This window comes from Sphingopyxis sp., assembly GCF_016704835.1.
Lineage (GTDB): Bacteria > Pseudomonadota > Alphaproteobacteria > Sphingomonadales > Sphingomonadaceae > Sphingopyxis.
The window spans coordinates 884,277-899,183 of record NZ_JADIZJ010000021.1; the positions used below are offsets into that span (position 1 = coordinate 884,277).

Sequence of the window (14,907 nt, forward strand, 5' to 3'; positions counted from 1 at the left end):
TCGACAAATCCCGAGTCGGACATCTATCTACACCCTGTAGCAACTACAGGGTCAAGCGATGAAGATCGGCGAGCTGGCGAGCGCAACCGCGACCAAAGTTGAGACGGTGCGCTACTATGAGAAAATCGGGCTGCTAGCGCCGCCCGCGCGCACCTCGGCTAACTATCGAGCCTATGGCAAGGAGCATCTCGCCCGCCTTTCATTCATTCGCCGTGCCCGAGACCTAGGTTTCACGCTCGAAGCGGTCCGAGAATTGCTCACGCTGTCCGACGATAAGGCGCGGTCCTGCGAGGCAGTCGACAGTATCGCACGGGTTCATCTCGCAGATATTGAACGCAAGATCAGCGATCTGGCTGCTCTGCGTACCGAACTCGACCGCGTGATCGGCAGTTGCCGCAGGGGAACAGTGGGGGATTGCAAGATCATTGAAACGCTGGGGCCGAAGGACGCCCGGGCATCAGTTATCTGATCCTGAAAGCGATCCTTTCTGCGATCATCATCGTAGCAGTCTCGGAAGTTGCACGGCGAAGTCCCGGTATCGGCGCGCTGATCTCAGCGCTCCCCCTCATTGCGGTGCTCAGCATGATCTGGCTGTGGCGCGATACCGGCGATGCCGATCGCATGGCGCAATATGCCCAGGGGACCTTCTGGTATGTACTGCCCTCGCTGCCGATGTTCCTGCTAATCCCGGCACTTCTCAAGCGCGGCTTCGCGTTCTGGACTGCACTCGCAGCAGGCTGGGTTCTCACCATTGTACTGTACATGGGCATGGCGGCGCTACTCGCCCGCGGGGATATCCGGCCGTGACCGTCCGGCAGACGACCATCGGGTGGTACGTGCTCGCGGCCATCGCGGAAATCGCCGGGTGCTTTGCGTTCTGGGCAGTCCTTCGGCTCGAGCGATCGCCGTCATGGCTGGCCCCCGGAGTCCTTTCACTGATCGTCTTTGCCTATGCGTTGGAGGCGGACAAGGTTCTGGTGTTCTGACGCCGGGAGATAGCAATCCTGAGGGGCTTACTATGGCCGCAAAGGAGCACGGCAATTCCCTCGGTGACGCCGGGGGGGGGGGGGGGGGGGGGGGGGGGGGGGGGGGGGAGGGGGGGGGGGGGGGGGGGGGGGGGGGGGGGTATACGGCGCTGCAGCCTCCTCGGCCAGATCACAGAACGCCGTGAAGCGGGCTGGATTGGGCGAAGGACGACTGCAGGCGCGGCCTTCATCGCGATCAAGGCGAAAAAGCCCCCACTCCAAACGTAACACAACTCGCGGAAGCATCTTGCCCCGCTCTCATTCGATTTGCCCGGATGTGCTCCGGGTTTCGCGGGAGCAGATATGAAGACGCTCGCATCTAATGCGACGACTAATGCTGTGCGTATACGCTGGTGCGCGCGGCCCCGAAGGCAATGACGTTATACCGTTGCGCGCGAACACCCGGCACCTCCATGCCCGGCGTTCCGATGGGCATTCCCGCAACTGCAAGCCCACGAACACCTTTCGGGCGGCTCGCCAGTACGCGGCGCATGTCCGCAATAGGAACGTGTCCCTCGAAGGCGATCCCGTCCACGATCGCGGTGTGGCATGACACCAGGTTTGCGGGAAGACCCACCTGCCGCTGGAACGCGGTACGGTTCGCGTCATCGACGATTCGCACATTTCTGCCGAAGGTCTGCCGAACCCGCGCAGCCCATTGTTCGCAGCACCCACACCCCGGATCGCGATGCATCAGGATGTCGCCTGCCGCTAGCGCGGGGGTCGAAAACAACGCCAGTGCCAAAACGAGCTTTCGCATGTGTGATCTCCCTATCCGCGGGTGGCCGCTGAACCGTTCCGGTGTAAACTAAGGTCCAGTCCACATTTGCCAGTAGTCACATGGCAATGCGCGGAGGGTAGCGGACCACCCTCCGCGCACCTTGACTTACTTGTGGTCCATGCCGCTCATGTCGTGACCAGCATGCTCACCAGCCTGCTCGCCATGCTCCTTGCAGCAGGCCATCTGGCCGTGCTCGTCCTTCTTACAGCAACAGCACGGCTTTTCTGGCGTCGGTGCAGGCTCCGCTGCAAACGCGGCGGTAGAAAGCGAGAGCGCGAGGGCGCCCAGCAGATACTTGGATTTCATGTGTATTCTCCAGATAAGATTGAAACGGATCGAGGAACCACTTGGCGCGGGGGCGGTGTCGGCGGTTCAAGCGTCAACCCGGACAGGCTTTGCGGAGCCCGGACCTCAGGACTGATCCAATGCCATCCAGTGGCATTCAGATTGGTGCCGATGGCGGGTGCCGGAAAGATGCACGAATGGCAGGCCCGCGCCACGTCTGGTGTGTCATGACGATGTGAGCGGTCGCCGCTTCCCGGCATGTCGCCGCATTCCATGCTAACCGTCTGCACCGGAGCCTGTGCCGTCGCGGCGCAAAGCGGGCCTGAGCCGAACACCAATGCAAGCGCAACCATGAGAGCGACGGCCGATTTCATAGGATCAAGTCTTTCTCCGGCGCGACCTATAGGTCCAGACCAAGTCTTTGCCCATTGCCATCAGAACCAAACCCTGAGCCCGGCCACGAAACTGACTGCTTCGGGATCTTCCCCGGCAAGCCGCGCCAATCGCGCAGTCTCGCCAGTCTTTTTGCTCCATTCCACGCCAACGTAGGGCGCGAATTCCCGCCGAATCTCATAGCGCAGGCGCGCGCCCAGTTCGAAGTCCGTGAGACCCGACCCTACCCCGATCGCCGGCATGTCCTGAGCGGAAAGATTAAACTCCACCCTTGGTTGTAGGATCAGACGCTGGGTAATCCGCTCGTCGTAGCTTCCCTCGAGGCGCGCGCGCAGGTCGCCCTTGTCCGAAAGAAACATCTGTCCGGTCAGATGGAACCAGTACGGCGCGATCCCTTCGACGCCGACAACGGCATAAGTCCGCGAGGGATTGGGGACTATATCGTGCCGCACGCCGACATGGGCATTCCAGAATGGCGAGATCGCGCGCGAATAGAGCGCCTGAATCTCCAGGTCCTCGACTGGCTTGCCGAAAGTGCCCTCGCCTTCTGTCTTGATCAGGAGGCGATCGATATCGCCGCCAAACCAGGCCTCGCCCGCCCAGCGATATCCGTCCCGGCCCTCTCGGGCCTGAAATTCCGCGAGATCGAAAAGCACCATCGATCCCGAGAACGCCCCGTTTTCTCGCCGCAGCGCCTCTCTCGCCCGCGCCATTTCGGCAGGTTCGAATACAGCATCGGCGGCATGATCACTTGGCGGCGCCGGGGCGGGCGCAGTCCCGATCACCGGACCGTCCTCAGACATGCCCGCCATAGCATTCATGTCGTGGCCGGAATGATCCACGGCTTCGACCTTTGGCGCACTGGCCGCCTTCGGCTCGGCAGCGTGTCCGGCATGGGGATCGGCCGCGGCGGGCTCGGAAACTGCGGACTTTGACTGATCATCGCCGGAATGATCTGCAGCAGGCTGCGGAGCTGCGCCTTGGGGAATTGGCGCCGGCGCATCCTTCATTGCCATATCTGACATGGAGGACTGGGCCGCCGCGATGCCAGGCGCTGCCAGCAGGACCGCAGCACTGATGAGAAGGGTCGTCTTCATGCCGCGTCCTCCTCATGGCGCACGGTCACGACCCGGAACATCCCCGACATCATATGCAGCAGCATGTGACAGTGGAATGCCCAGTCGCCGAGCTCATCGGCAGTCAGATCGAACGAGACCTTGCCGCCGGGCAGGACGTTGACCGTGTGTTTCAGCGGATGATGGCCAGGACTGCCAGTAACCAGTTCGAAGAAGTGTCCGTGCAAGTGAATCGGATGAGGCATCATGGTGTCGTTAATGAGATTGATGCGCACCCGCTCCATGTGGCGGAACGGGATTGGCTCAGTATTTTCGCTGAACTTCTCGCCGTCGAAGGACCACATGTAGCGCTCCATGTTGGCGGTCAGGTGCAGATCGATCTCGCGCGACGGCGTGCGCTTGTCTGGATTGGGCGCGAGCGATTTGAGGTCGCGGTAGGTCAGCACCCGGTGCCCGACCTTCTCAAGACCGGTCGGACGTTCTCCCGTGCGGTCCATGGGCATCGGCGAGAGCGTTGCGACGCCAGGCCCCAGCTTGACCTGCGGCGCGACCGAGGGATCGCGCATCTTCATCGAACCATGATCCGCCCCGGGCATGTCGTGGCCCATGGCTGCGTGGTCTGCTCCGCTTGTATCGCCGTCGGACGCAGCCATATCGCCCATGCCCATGTCCTTCATGGTGAGCAGCGGACGTTCGCGGATTGGCGGAATCGGCGCGGCCATGCCGAGGCGCGGAGCAAGCGTCGCGCGCACCTGACCGGAGCGATCGATGGCCTCGGCAATGAAGCCATAGGCCTCGTCGGCCCTGGGTTCGACGATCACGTCATAGGTCTCCGCGATGCCGATCTGGAATTCGTCGGTCTCGACTGGCTGCACGTTTTGCCCATCCGCGGCGACCACCGTCATCGCGAGACCCGGAATCCGGACATTGAAATTCGTCATGGCGGCTGCATTGATGATGCGCAGGCGCACCCGCTCGCCGGGTGCGAACAGTCCGGTCCAGTTCGCGGTACTGTCATGACCGTTGACCATGAAATGATAGGTTGCGCCGGTGACGTCGGAAATGTCGGTCGGGTCCATCCGCATCCCGGCCCACATGCGGCGTTCGGAGGCCGACTGGTCCTTGCCCGCGAGCAGGCCGGAGAGGGTCTGCTTCTGCATGTTGAAGTAGCCAGGCTGCGCCTTCAACTTGCGCAGTTGGGTATGCGGATGCATGAAGCTCCAGTCGGCGAGCATGATTACATGTTCACGGTCATAGGCGACCGGATCGGGCGCGGCGGGATCGATGACGATCGCGCCATACATTCCCATCGCCTCCTGCATGCCGGAGTGGCTGTGATACCAATAGGTGCCAGACTGCTTGACGGGGAACTCGTACACGAAGGTCTGGCCAGCCTTGATCCCCGGAAAGCTCACCCCCGGCACGCCATCCATCTGGAAGGGCACGAGCAGCCCGTGCCAATGAATCGAGGTTTCCTCGTTCAGCGTGTTGCTCACGGCGAAGCGAACCTTCTGGCCCTCCTTTAATCGGATGACCGGGCCAGGTGTCGCACCGTTGATGCCGATGGCATGCCCCTCACGTCCGCCGACCCGGAGCGAGGCATGACCGATGGATAGTGCGATTTGCTCCCCGGACACCACGAACATCGGGCCTGCGAGGCCAGGAGTTCCACTGCGCGCCCACGCGGGGAGCGCTGCCGAAAGCGCGAGGCCCCCGCCCCCCAAGGCAGCCGAACGAATGAGGGTACGGCGATCGAGCGCAAAAGAATGCATGAGTGGTATCCGGTAAGATTGACGGCTTCATCGTCCTCTACGCAGCCGCTTTCCCTAGCCCTCAGATCTGGTCGCCAAGCATCGCCTTTAATTTCCCCCTGGCCCGGTAGAGGCGGGTCTCGACCGTCTTCTCGCTGACACCGAGCACGTCGGCAGCTTCGGCCTGGCCGAGGCCATCGATCGTGCGGAGGACCAGGGCCTCGCGCAGACGGGATGGCAAGCGGGATATGGCAGCGGTCACGCGCGCCAGTTCGGCCCGGTCTGCCGCTTGCACATCGGCGGGAATGGCATCGTCTGAAACATCGAAAGCCATCTCGAGCGGCACTGCGCGCGTGAAGAAGGCGCGCACCTTGCGCCTTCGTCCCCAGTCCCTGCACTTGTTGAGCGCGATGTGCTTGAGCCATGCCACAAACGGTCGCCCATGGTCGTAACGCCCAAGAGCCGAGAAAGCGGCAATGAAGGTTTCCTGGGTGACGTCGAGGGCCTCGTGCGGATCGCCGACTGACGCTCGCACCAAGCGAAACACAGCGTCACGGTGGCGCGCCAGCAATTCGCGATAAGCGTCTTGCCGGCCCGCGAGCGCCAGTGCCGCGAGCTCGCCGTCGCTCCCCTCGGACAGCGGAAGGCTCACCGCACTTCTGGGGTAAGGGCTCTGGTAACCGACCTGTCGAATTTGGCCGCCTGATCAGGCCTCAGGACGGCGCGCATGGCAAAGAGATGCTCAAGCGTTTCCTTCTGCATTTCACCCATGACCTTGTGGGTGTGGTCGATGGCGGCCGTGACTTGCGGACCATAGCCGTGTTCCACTTCCATCGCTTCGGCCAGATGGGCATTGGCGGCCCGCATCTCAAGTTCGAGCGCCTTGCGGCGTGTGGCAAAACGCTGCTCGATTGCCTCGATCTTTGCTTCCTGTGCGGCATCGAGTTCGAGCTCGCTGTGCAGCAAGGCGTGGAGTTCGGTCTCGCTCTGCCTTTCCGGTGCGAACAGGACGCGGCCGGCATAAGTGCCGCCCAGCGCCGCCGCAAATGCGACAAGCGCGATCAGGATCAGCCGCGTGGTCCAATTCACGGGTGGACATCCAGCAAGGTCGAAGGTGCGAGGGGATTGTCAGGCGCAAAGGGAGAGATGGGCTGAGCCGTGGCGGGTTCGCCGCCCGCCAGTCCGCCACCGGCTACGCCGACCACCAGTGCCAGGGCTGCGGCGAAACCCATCAGCCGCGACCCGGCCGCAGCCTCACGGCGGCTCGCAGCCAGCCCGGCAAGCACAGCATCGTCGATAGTCGCCAGCCCCGAAGGAGCCGGAAGTGTACCCAGGCGGCGGAGCGCCTGATCAAGTTCGGACATGGTGGGTCTCCCGAGGTCTTGTGATCCTATACGCGGCCATATTCCCAATCCCTCAGGAAAACTGAGCCCGCCCAATTTGAGGGATGCTGTTCCGGGCCGCGTATCTCAACCTGATAGCCATTTCCAAGGAGATAACTGATGCGTTTGCCCAGCTTTGCCGTTGCCGTTGCGACTCTGGGGCTCATCGTGCCGCAGGTTGCCAGCGCGCATACGCAGCTCGTGTCTTCGACCCCGACAGCCAATGCCACGGTCGCAGCGCCGACAAAGGTCGAACTGCGCTTCAATGAGGCCGTGATCGGCGCAACGGCAAGGGCCGAGATCGCAATGACCGGAATGCCGGGTATGGCAAACCATGCGCCGATGCCGATCACGGGTTTCACCGCCCGGCTTGGCAATGACAGGAAATCGATGACGTTGCTGCTCCGTCGGCCCCTTGCCAGCGGGACTTACCGCGTGACCTGGAGCGCGGCCGGAGCCGACACGCATCGCATGGGCGGCAACTTCAGCTTCACCGTACGCTGAAGACATGGACAACCTGCCTGTCATCGCCATCCGGTTCGCGCTTTACGCCGACCTGATGGTGCTGGCAGGTGTGACGGCCTTCTCGCTTTACGCGCTGAAACCCGAGGAGCGAGGCACTGCCTTGCTGCCGCTGGCCAAACCTGCCCTCCTCCTTTCGCTGCTCGGACTGCTGCTGTCCGGCGGCGGCATGATCGCACTTGTCGCAGCCATGACCGGGACAAGCCTCTGGGCAGTCGATGGCTCGGCCTTCAGGGAAATCGTTACACAGAGCGCCATCGGTAGCGCCTGGGTCGTGCGCATGGCGGCAGTTGCAATAGCCCTGCTTGCCGCCTTGGCGCTTGGCCGAAGCCCACACCTTGCAAGATACTGTCTGCTTGCCTCGACTGTGCTTGCCATCGCCACGCTGGTTTGGACTGGCCATGCCGGTGCAACCGAAGGGTGGACTGGATCCCTCCACCGGCTGAGCGACATCGTCCACATGCTGGCGGCGGCTGTATGGATCGGCGGAATTGCCGCGTTCTCCTGGCTGCTTTTTCAGCCATTGGCGCACCAATCCGATGCGCAGATCAGGATCGCGCATCGGGCGCTTGAACAATTCTCGCGGGTTGGGACGCTTGCGGTCGCGTTGATCGTTCTCACGGGCATCATCAACAGCCTGAGCCTGATGGGCTTGCCGCATCCCTACGCCTTGTTCGCTTCGCGCTACGGCCAACTCCTGCTTATCAAGCTCGCCCTGTTTGCTGCAATGCTGATGTTGGCGGGTGTCAACCGCTGGCGGCTGACACCCGCTCTTGGTGCAGCCATCGCCAACGGCAATCCGGCCCCCGCGTTACGTGGTCTTCGGCAAAGCCTGGTTCTGGAAACGTCCACAGTGCTTACGATCCTCGCTGTGGTGGCCTGGCTGGGTACACTGGAACCGATCATGGCGCACGGGTGAATTACCTCTTGACCCTGACATGATGTCAAGGTTGATGAGTGTGGCGACCAGAGGAGTACGAAGTATGACCGAGTCGCATCATGACCATGCGAAATGCGCCCATTCCGGATCGAAGGCTCCAGGAACGGTGATTGACCCCGTCTGCGGAATGAGCGTCGATTCTGCGACGACCACGCATGTAGCGACCCATGACGGCGTCCATCACTATTTTTGCAGCGCTGCCTGTCTAACCAAGTTCAAGGCCGACCCATCACGCTATATGAGCGATGCGCCGCGACCGGCAGAGCCGGTGCCAGACGGCGCGATCTGGACCTGCCCGATGCATCCGGAGGTCCAGCAGTCCGGGCCGGGAAGCTGCCCGATCTGCGGCATGGCCTTGGAACCGATGACGCCGACGCTCAACGATGGACCGTCGCCCGAATATGCCGACATGAAGCGGCGCTTTGTAATCGGCCTCATCCTCGCTTTGCCGGTGGTTGCGCTCGAAATGGGCGGGCATCTGACCGGACTGCGCCATTATCTGGATGGAAACATCGCCAACCTGATCCAGATGGTTCTGGCGACGCCGGTGGTCCTGTGGGCGGGCTGGCCATTTTTCGAACGCGGCTGGGCCTCGGTGAAAAGCCGCCACCTCAACATGTTCACCCTGATTGCGATGGGAACGGGCGTTGCCTGGATCTACAGCATCGCGGCGGCGCTCGCGCCCGGTATGTTCCCGCCCGCGTTTCGCGCAATGGACGGCTCAGTCGCGGTCTATTTCGAGGCGGCTGCGGTCATTACCGTGCTGGTCTTGCTTGGCCAACTGCTTGAACTGCGTGCCCGGGAAACAACCAGCGGTGCGATTCGCGCATTGCTCGACCTTTCGCCCAAGCTCGCCCGCCGGGTTCGTCCTGATGGTAGTGACGAGGAGATCACACTCCACCAGGTTCTGGTCGGCGACACGCTCCGCGTTCGCCCAGGCGAGAAGGTTCCGGTTGATGGCGTGGTGCTGGAGGGCCGCGGCACGGTCGATGAATCGATGGTGACTGGCGAGTCCATGCCGGTGACCAAGGAGGCTGCGTCAAAGCTGATCGGTGGCACGATCAACCAGACCGGCGGCCTCGTGATGCGCGCCGAGAAGATCGGGCGCGACACCATGCTGGCGCGCATCGTCCAGATGGTAGCAGAAGCCCAGCGCAGTCGTGCGCCGATCCAGCGGCTTGCCGACACCGTGTCGGGCTGGTTCGTGCCGGCGGTGATCGCTGTCGCGGCGATCGCGTTCGTCGTCTGGTCCCTGGTCGGCCCAACGCCGGCAATGGGCTATGGCCTGATTGCAGCGGTGGCCGTGCTGATCATCGCCTGCCCCTGTGCGCTTGGCCTCGCGACCCCGATGTCAATCATGGTGGGGGTCGGACGCGGTGCGCAGGCCGGTATCCTCATCAAGAACGCCGAGGCGCTCGAACGCATGGAGAAAGTCGATACGCTTGTCGTCGACAAGACCGGTACACTCACCGAGGGCAAGCCCGCGGTGGTTGCGATCGAGACGGCTGAAGGGTTCGACAGCCAAGAGGTTCTGCGCCTTGCCGCGAGCCTCGAACGCAGCAGCGAGCATCCGCTGGCCCTGGCGATTGTCAGGGATGCAGAAGCCAAAGGGCTCGCAATCAGCGAACCGGGCGACGTCGATCAGCCAGTCGGCAAGGGCATAACCGGCATCGTCGACGGACATCGGCTTGTTGCTGGAAATGCCCGCTTTCTTGAGGAACAAGGGGTCTCGACTGCCCAGTTGGCGCAACGTGCTGACGCCCTGCGCGCTGACGGGGCGACCGCAATTTTCCTTGGCATAGATGGTAAGGTTGCGGGTGCCATCGGCATTGCCGATCAGGTTAAGCAGACTACGCCTGCCGCGCTCAAGGCGCTGGCCGAAGCGGGCATCCATGTCATCATGTTGACCGGAGACAATCGCGTCACGGCTGAGGCCATCGCGCGGCGGCTTGGCATCGACGACGTCGAAGCCGATGTGTTGCCAGACCAAAAGAGCGCGATCGTCAAGCGCTTGAGGGACGAAGGCAGAATCGTGGCGATGGCAGGCGACGGTGTGAACGACGCCCCTGCGCTTGCCGCTGCCGATGTCGGCATCGCCATGGGCACCGGCACAGACGTTGCGATTGAAAGCGCAGGCATCACACTGCTCAAGGGCGATTTGACGGGGATAGCGCGTGCCCGGCACCTCAGTCATGCAACCATGACCAACATCCGGCAGAACCTGTTCTTCGCCTTTGCCTACAACGTCGCTGGTATCCCGGTGGCTGCGGGCGCGCTCTACCCGCTGTTCGGCATCATGCTTTCACCGATCATCGCAGCGGCGGCGATGGCGCTTTCCTCGGTCAGCGTCATCGGCAATTCGCTGCGTCTCAGGAGGATTGCGCTATGAACCTTTCCAGCAAGCGCGCGTGGCTGCTGGCCGCGGCTTCGGCCGCGCTGATCGCTGCTTTCCTGCTCTATCCGGAACACCGGCAGCACTTCTTCGGGCTGATCCCTTACGCATTCCTGTTCGCCTGCCCGCTGCTGCACTTCTTCCATGGCGGCCACCACCAAGGACGCCACCCGAAGTTCGGCGAACGGCAGCCATGAACATCGGACAGGCCTCGAAGACCACTGGCGTGTCGGAGCGGATGATCCGACACTATGAGCGCGTAGGGCTGATGCCGCCCCCTGACCGACGCGACAATGGTTATAGGGATTATTCGCCGCAATCGGTCGAGCGTCTGCGCTTCATCGCGAACGCCCGCGATCTTGGGTTCTCGCTGGAGGAGATCGCCACTCTCCTCGGCCTGTGGGACGACCGCGAGCGGACGAGCAGTGAGGTGAAGACCGTTGCCCTGGCACATGCCGAAGATCTTGGTCGCAAGGCGGCGGCGCTTGAAGCCATGCGCTGCGCTTTGCTGGAACTTGCCGAAGGGTGCAGCGGCGACAACAGGCCGGATTGTCCGATATTGAGTGGGCTGGCAGAGCGGCGGGCTCGATAATCAGACACTTTGGCAGATCGCCAGCATAAGCGATAAGCCGTCATCGCCAATACCGCTTTGTTTCGATCCATTCGTCATGGGCATCAGCGGCTGCTTCCAGTTTAGCTTCCTAAGTGTCTTTAGAGAGCAGCGTTACTGCACCGGGATCGTTTACAACGCCTAACCGCTCAAGCATCTGCATCGCAGTCGTGAGACCATCGAGCGCGCCAAGCTGATCCTGAAATTCCTCAAAGGCGGCGGCGAACTTCTTGAACTGTCGCCCCTTGCGCTTGCGTTCGAACAGGTTTTTGAAAAGTGCCGCAGCATAGCGCGATTTTTTGTCGTCATTGCTGCTAGGCATTGACGACAAGATTCCACATCGTGTCAGTCAGGCCGGACGATCTCCCAACATCGGCATTTGCATGGTCAAGATGAACTGATGATCAATTGCGAACTTGAATATTTCCCATTTAACGCTGATGCCTTTCAAGAATGAGAAGGCGAACAATCCTAGAATGAGCGGGGAAAAATGCAGGTCAAACTTGCAGTCTTCGTTTGAGACTTAATACAAGAAAGAAGCCAAGCAGCCCCAAAAGAAGCCCCCGCCGTGGCGTACAGCAGCAAATCCCATCACCAAAAGCGAACATAGTGGTCACGCACTTCGCATATAGGCATAGTGGAAACCCGAAGAGGATCGGTGAAAGCATCGGTGCCATTACTCGCACACTCTTTACAAGAACCTCTCCCCCGCATGATCCTCAAACAACTCAGCGGCCCGCACATAGCTGTCGCCTGCCAAAGTTGATGTCATCGCAGCGTTCGATCGTAGGACTTCCGTGCCATAATTAACGACAACGCCGCTCGTGCGTTTACACGCCCGGCAATTGATTTACCTTCCCGACCATGTCCGAAACCCCTTCCTGGCGTGCCGGCTTCGAGCTGGAAGTCATTCTTGGCGACCTCGGCGAGCCTCGTTTTGAGAGAGAGCTGCGCGAAGGAGAGGCCATGGACGAGGCCTCGCCCGCCTTCTGCCGAGCATTCGCGGCCAAATTGCGGGACCGGACAGGCCGCGCCTGGTCCGCCCCATCCGGAACCCCGAAGCAGCCCGGCTTTTATGTCGTCCCTGAATATGGGCTCGATCCACTGAACTGGCCTGAAGATCGCCTGGCAGGCGTAGAATTGCTGACCCCTCCCCTGCCCCTGGACGATGCCGAGATGGTCAGATCTGAGTTATGCGACGCGATCTACGAGATCGACGGCGATTTCAACTTCTTCGAAAGTGAGCATACCGCCAACTGCGGTTGGCACATCAACATCGATGCCGGGAATGGCCATCGGCTCGATCCCGACCGGTTCATCGTCGGCGTCGATGAATTGCTGCTGCTCGCGAACAACGACCGGCTGTTCAGCCGCTACACGGCCTTGCAGCGCCATGCCGTCGGCGTGCCGCTATTGCGGCATCTGGCGCATGATCCGACCGGCAAATTCCTGCTTGGCTCGGCGCTTGGTAACTTGCTCGAGGCCCGCGCCGGGCGCGACAAAGGCTATGCCGCCAATTTCGCCAAGCTGGACAAGGGCTACTTGGAGTTGCGCCATTTCAGCGCGGAAGCGTTCTTCAACGGCCCTCGCCTCACCGAACAACTCGAGCGCATTCCCGCCGCCTTCGACGTCTGGCCCACCTACAGCAAACCCTTCGAGCAAGCCTTTCGCCAGAAGTTTCTGCTGCTCTCGCGCTGGCTTGCCCGAAATCGCGACAAACTGGCGTGGAACCTGGCTCACGGCCTGGTCGCCGCCTCGGGCCAGGTTCATTTCGTCGACGAACCGCTCGGCCACGTGATGGCCGACGGCCTGGTCGAACTCAATCTGTTCGGGCGCGGCGCGTACGAGTATGTCGCCACCATCCGCGACATTGTCCTCTCGGATATCCCCGAAGCGGTCGCCCTGCTCGCGCTGGATCTTGCCGAGCTTTACAACCTTGGCGTCCGGCAACGGGTCAGCGGCAACAAAGCCTTCCAGCGCGCCGTGCTCCAGCTCGCGGCCTCGTTGCGGAAGGATGCAAGTCTTTCAAGCGCGGCCCAACTTGAGGCGCTGGCCCATGCGGAGGCACAGCGCCGAAAGATGCACCCGTACTCTGATGGGATCGCCGCGTCATAGCGTCATGGCAGACTAGGAACCCGGCTGCCCGCCACCATCGCGCAAGCGTCCCAGCACCCGCGCCGCGGCATTGTTCCCTACGGCCAGCTCGCGGGCATAGCGCAGCGCGGTGGTCGGCGACGACCAGCGTAGGGCCAGCGCGATCCCGGCGCCGTCTTCGCCCGCCGCGAACAAGTCCTGGGTCAGCCCCACCCGGAACGAATGGGCGCTAAGCGAGCGGACCGTGTCTCCTTCCATCCCGGCTTCCAGCTCCAACATGGCCAAGGTCGATAGCCTCGAACACCCGGCGGCGCAGGATCGCCACCACGCCTTGCCGGGTGAGCGGCTTCTGGCCGATATAGTGCCGCTGAGTCTGCTCCCCGCATCGTCTGGCGGACTGGTCAGCACGTTGATCCGCCGGAACACCGCCCTTGCGTGATCCCGCTCGCCAGCAGCCAGGCCGAGAGGCGCGCCATGGTGTCGGGCGAGAGCCAAGCCAGAGCCCCTCCCCAGCTGGTCGGTCTTCGAATGCGCGATCTCAAGCCGCCCGCTCCCATCCACAGCCTGACTGAGATCGGCTACCGTTGCCCCGACCAGCTCGGAAACTCGCAGGCCTGCGTCGTAGGCAAGGCTGATGAGCGCCGCATCGCGCTTGCCCGTGATGTCGGTACCGCACGAGGCGAGCAGCCCCTGATCGTCACCCCTTCGGGCGGCGCCTGCCCCTCCGCCATCGCCTCGCCAAACCGCAGCGGCGCGGCCTGACGCTGCCGTTCGCGCCTCTTACGCCGGATCGCTTTCAGCGTGTCGCGAACCATCCCCGCCTGCGTTGGCAGCGGCTCCTTCTCGCCGAACCCGAGGATGCGGTGGATCCGGGCGATCGAGGCGATCCGCCGCGCCAGCGTCGCGGGTTTGGCCGGGGCCCGGATTTCCGATCCCTTGGCCAGCCAGTGAAGATAGTGGACGAGGCTTTCCGGATCGGCAGGAACCGCGGTGACGACGGGCCGCCGCGACTTGCACCAGGCAAGGAAGCACCGGAGGTCGGCGGTGATGGCCGCCTTTGTCGCCGGCGCCATCGCCGCAACCGCCGCCTCGAGCGCCAGCGGGCGCGCGGCGCGCGCGTCGACCAAGCGGGGCATGCGCGCCCAGCACCAGCTCGACCGAGGACCGGAAAGGTCGATCAGCGGTCATACGCGAAGGGTACTTCGAGCGGCGTGCATGGGGCAATTTCTGGCCAAAATGGGCATTTCCGGCAAGCTCGATTTTACCATAACATCCGATTATGGAAAATCCGTGTTTTCAGGGGGTCGAATGATAGGATACCAAACTGGCGTTTAGGTGAACTTTGCATTGACCGCATTTTCCGGCGCAATTATCCCACCTTCCGATGTACATCGCGCCGAGACATTTCCAGTGAAACAGTCAACCGACGCCAGTCCTATCGCTTTCCGGATCGGCCAGATCGACGCGCTGGCCAAGACCCTGCTCGCCTCCCCTGCCCTCTATTCCCCGGAAATGCGCGCGTCGCTGGCGCTGCGCTGGCTCAGCCGGGCGTGGCAGCAATACCGCCAGGACCGGGCAATCACACTCGGTCCCGCGCTGATCGGGGCCGAATGCGCGACCGAGCGCAATGCCTTCTGACCCTGTTCGAACAGGCCC

At 62.4% G+C, this 14,907-nt stretch carries 21 protein-coding genes; 11 read left to right on the forward strand and 10 right to left on the reverse strand.

Annotated elements, in window-relative coordinates; all coding sequences use genetic code 11:
• Positions 1-58 precede the first annotated feature (58 nt).
• The 3 genes from IPF76_RS19410 to IPF76_RS19420 are packed head-to-tail and all read left to right on the forward strand — an operon-like array spanning position 59 to position 986.
• Positions 59-469 (forward strand): helix-turn-helix domain-containing protein, encoded by a 411-nt coding sequence (locus tag IPF76_RS19410; RefSeq protein WP_066213673.1) that lies wholly within the window; start codon positions 59-61, stop codon positions 467-469.
• 29 nt (positions 470-498) lie between these two features.
• Complete coding sequence (locus IPF76_RS19415) at positions 499-807, forward strand: DUF3147 family protein (RefSeq protein WP_366499754.1); 309 nt, start codon at positions 499-501, stop codon at positions 805-807.
• On the forward strand, positions 804-986 hold the full coding sequence (locus tag IPF76_RS19420) for a hypothetical protein (protein WP_066213678.1): 183 nt from the start codon (positions 804-806) through the stop codon (positions 984-986). Before IPF76_RS19415 ends, IPF76_RS19420 begins: the two co-directional genes overlap by 4 nt.
• A 370-nt stretch (positions 987-1,356) precedes the next feature.
• Here the strand turns inward: IPF76_RS19420 and IPF76_RS19425 are convergent, their stop codons facing one another.
• From IPF76_RS19425 to IPF76_RS19455, 7 genes are all read right to left on the reverse strand, one after another.
• The gene (locus IPF76_RS19425; RefSeq protein ID WP_293847281.1) at positions 1,357-1,785 is read right to left on the reverse strand and encodes a DUF411 domain-containing protein; all 429 of its coding nucleotides are present in this window, start codon (positions 1,783-1,785) and stop codon (positions 1,357-1,359) included.
• Between the two features lie 126 nt (positions 1,786-1,911).
• A complete protein-coding gene (locus IPF76_RS19430) occupies positions 1,912-2,112 on the reverse strand; it encodes a hypothetical protein (protein ID WP_041550295.1) in 201 nt (66 codons plus the stop codon).
• A gap of 413 nt (positions 2,113-2,525) precedes the next feature.
• On the reverse strand, positions 2,526-3,581 hold the full coding sequence (locus tag IPF76_RS19435; RefSeq protein ID WP_293847289.1) for a copper resistance protein B: 1,056 nt from the start codon (positions 3,579-3,581) through the stop codon (positions 2,526-2,528).
• The gene (locus tag IPF76_RS19440; protein ID WP_293847291.1) at positions 3,578-5,332 is read right to left on the reverse strand and encodes a copper resistance system multicopper oxidase; all 1,755 of its coding nucleotides are present in this window, start codon (positions 5,330-5,332) and stop codon (positions 3,578-3,580) included. The genes IPF76_RS19435 and IPF76_RS19440 overlap by 4 nt, the downstream gene beginning before the upstream one ends.
• 61 nt (positions 5,333-5,393) lie before the next feature.
• Positions 5,394-5,963, reverse strand: a complete 570-nt coding sequence (locus tag IPF76_RS19445; RefSeq protein ID WP_293847293.1) for an RNA polymerase sigma factor — start codon at positions 5,961-5,963, stop codon at positions 5,394-5,396.
• Entirely contained in the window at positions 5,960-6,400 is a 441-nt protein-coding gene (locus tag IPF76_RS19450) for a periplasmic heavy metal sensor (RefSeq protein WP_293847295.1), read from the reverse strand. Before IPF76_RS19450 ends, IPF76_RS19445 begins: the two co-directional genes overlap by 4 nt.
• Positions 6,397-6,675, reverse strand: a complete 279-nt coding sequence (locus IPF76_RS19455; protein WP_293847297.1) for a hypothetical protein — start codon at positions 6,673-6,675, stop codon at positions 6,397-6,399. Before IPF76_RS19455 ends, IPF76_RS19450 begins: the two co-directional genes overlap by 4 nt.
• A gap of 138 nt (positions 6,676-6,813) precedes the next feature.
• Here IPF76_RS19455 and copC point away from each other — a divergent pair, with 138 nt between their 5' ends.
• From copC to cueR, 5 genes are all read left to right on the forward strand, one after another.
• On the forward strand, positions 6,814-7,197 hold the full coding sequence (gene copC, locus IPF76_RS19460; protein WP_193829114.1) for a copper homeostasis periplasmic binding protein CopC: 384 nt from the start codon (positions 6,814-6,816) through the stop codon (positions 7,195-7,197).
• A 4-nt stretch (positions 7,198-7,201) separates the two neighbouring features.
• Entirely contained in the window at positions 7,202-8,134 is a 933-nt protein-coding gene (gene copD, locus IPF76_RS19465) for a copper homeostasis membrane protein CopD (protein WP_293847299.1), read from the forward strand.
• Between the two features lie 64 nt (positions 8,135-8,198).
• Entirely contained in the window at positions 8,199-10,544 is a 2,346-nt protein-coding gene (locus IPF76_RS19470) for a heavy metal translocating P-type ATPase (RefSeq protein ID WP_293847301.1), read from the forward strand.
• Positions 10,541-10,744: a DUF2933 domain-containing protein gene (locus IPF76_RS19475; protein WP_293847303.1), complete on the forward strand. Its 204-nt coding sequence runs from the start codon at positions 10,541-10,543 to the stop codon at positions 10,742-10,744. The genes IPF76_RS19470 and IPF76_RS19475 overlap by 4 nt, the downstream gene beginning before the upstream one ends.
• A complete protein-coding gene (cueR, locus tag IPF76_RS19480) occupies positions 10,741-11,139 on the forward strand; it encodes a Cu(I)-responsive transcriptional regulator (RefSeq protein WP_066213712.1) in 399 nt (132 codons plus the stop codon). The genes IPF76_RS19475 and cueR overlap by 4 nt, the downstream gene beginning before the upstream one ends.
• A gap of 109 nt (positions 11,140-11,248) precedes the next feature.
• On the opposite strand, the gene IPF76_RS19485 is transcribed toward cueR, so the two are convergent.
• A complete protein-coding gene (locus tag IPF76_RS19485) occupies positions 11,249-11,479 on the reverse strand; it encodes a CHAD domain-containing protein (protein WP_066213715.1) in 231 nt (76 codons plus the stop codon).
• Positions 11,480-12,021: 542 nt separating this feature from the next.
• Here IPF76_RS19485 and IPF76_RS19490 point away from each other — a divergent pair.
• Positions 12,022-13,272: a hypothetical protein gene (locus IPF76_RS19490; protein WP_021224334.1), complete on the forward strand. Its 1,251-nt coding sequence runs from the start codon at positions 12,022-12,024 to the stop codon at positions 13,270-13,272.
• Positions 13,273-13,284: 12 nt separating this feature from the next.
• Here the strand turns inward: IPF76_RS19490 and IPF76_RS19495 are convergent, their stop codons facing one another.
• Complete coding sequence (locus tag IPF76_RS19495; RefSeq protein WP_293847306.1) at positions 13,285-13,509, reverse strand: hypothetical protein; 225 nt, start codon at positions 13,507-13,509, stop codon at positions 13,285-13,287.
• 19 nt (positions 13,510-13,528) lie between these two features.
• On the opposite strand from IPF76_RS19495, the gene IPF76_RS19500 reads away from it, so the two are divergent.
• Entirely contained in the window at positions 13,529-13,690 is a 162-nt protein-coding gene (locus IPF76_RS19500; protein ID WP_293847308.1) for a hypothetical protein, read from the forward strand.
• Positions 13,691-13,829: 139 nt separating this feature from the next.
• On the opposite strand, the gene IPF76_RS19505 is transcribed toward IPF76_RS19500, so the two are convergent.
• Entirely contained in the window at positions 13,830-14,387 is a 558-nt protein-coding gene (locus IPF76_RS19505; RefSeq protein ID WP_293847310.1) for a hypothetical protein, read from the reverse strand.
• Between the two features lie 211 nt (positions 14,388-14,598).
• Between IPF76_RS19505 and IPF76_RS19510 the strand changes: the two genes are divergently transcribed.
• The gene (locus tag IPF76_RS19510; RefSeq protein ID WP_293847311.1) at positions 14,599-14,889 is read left to right on the forward strand and encodes a hypothetical protein; all 291 of its coding nucleotides are present in this window, start codon (positions 14,599-14,601) and stop codon (positions 14,887-14,889) included.
• The last annotated feature ends 18 nt before the right edge of the window (positions 14,890-14,907 follow it).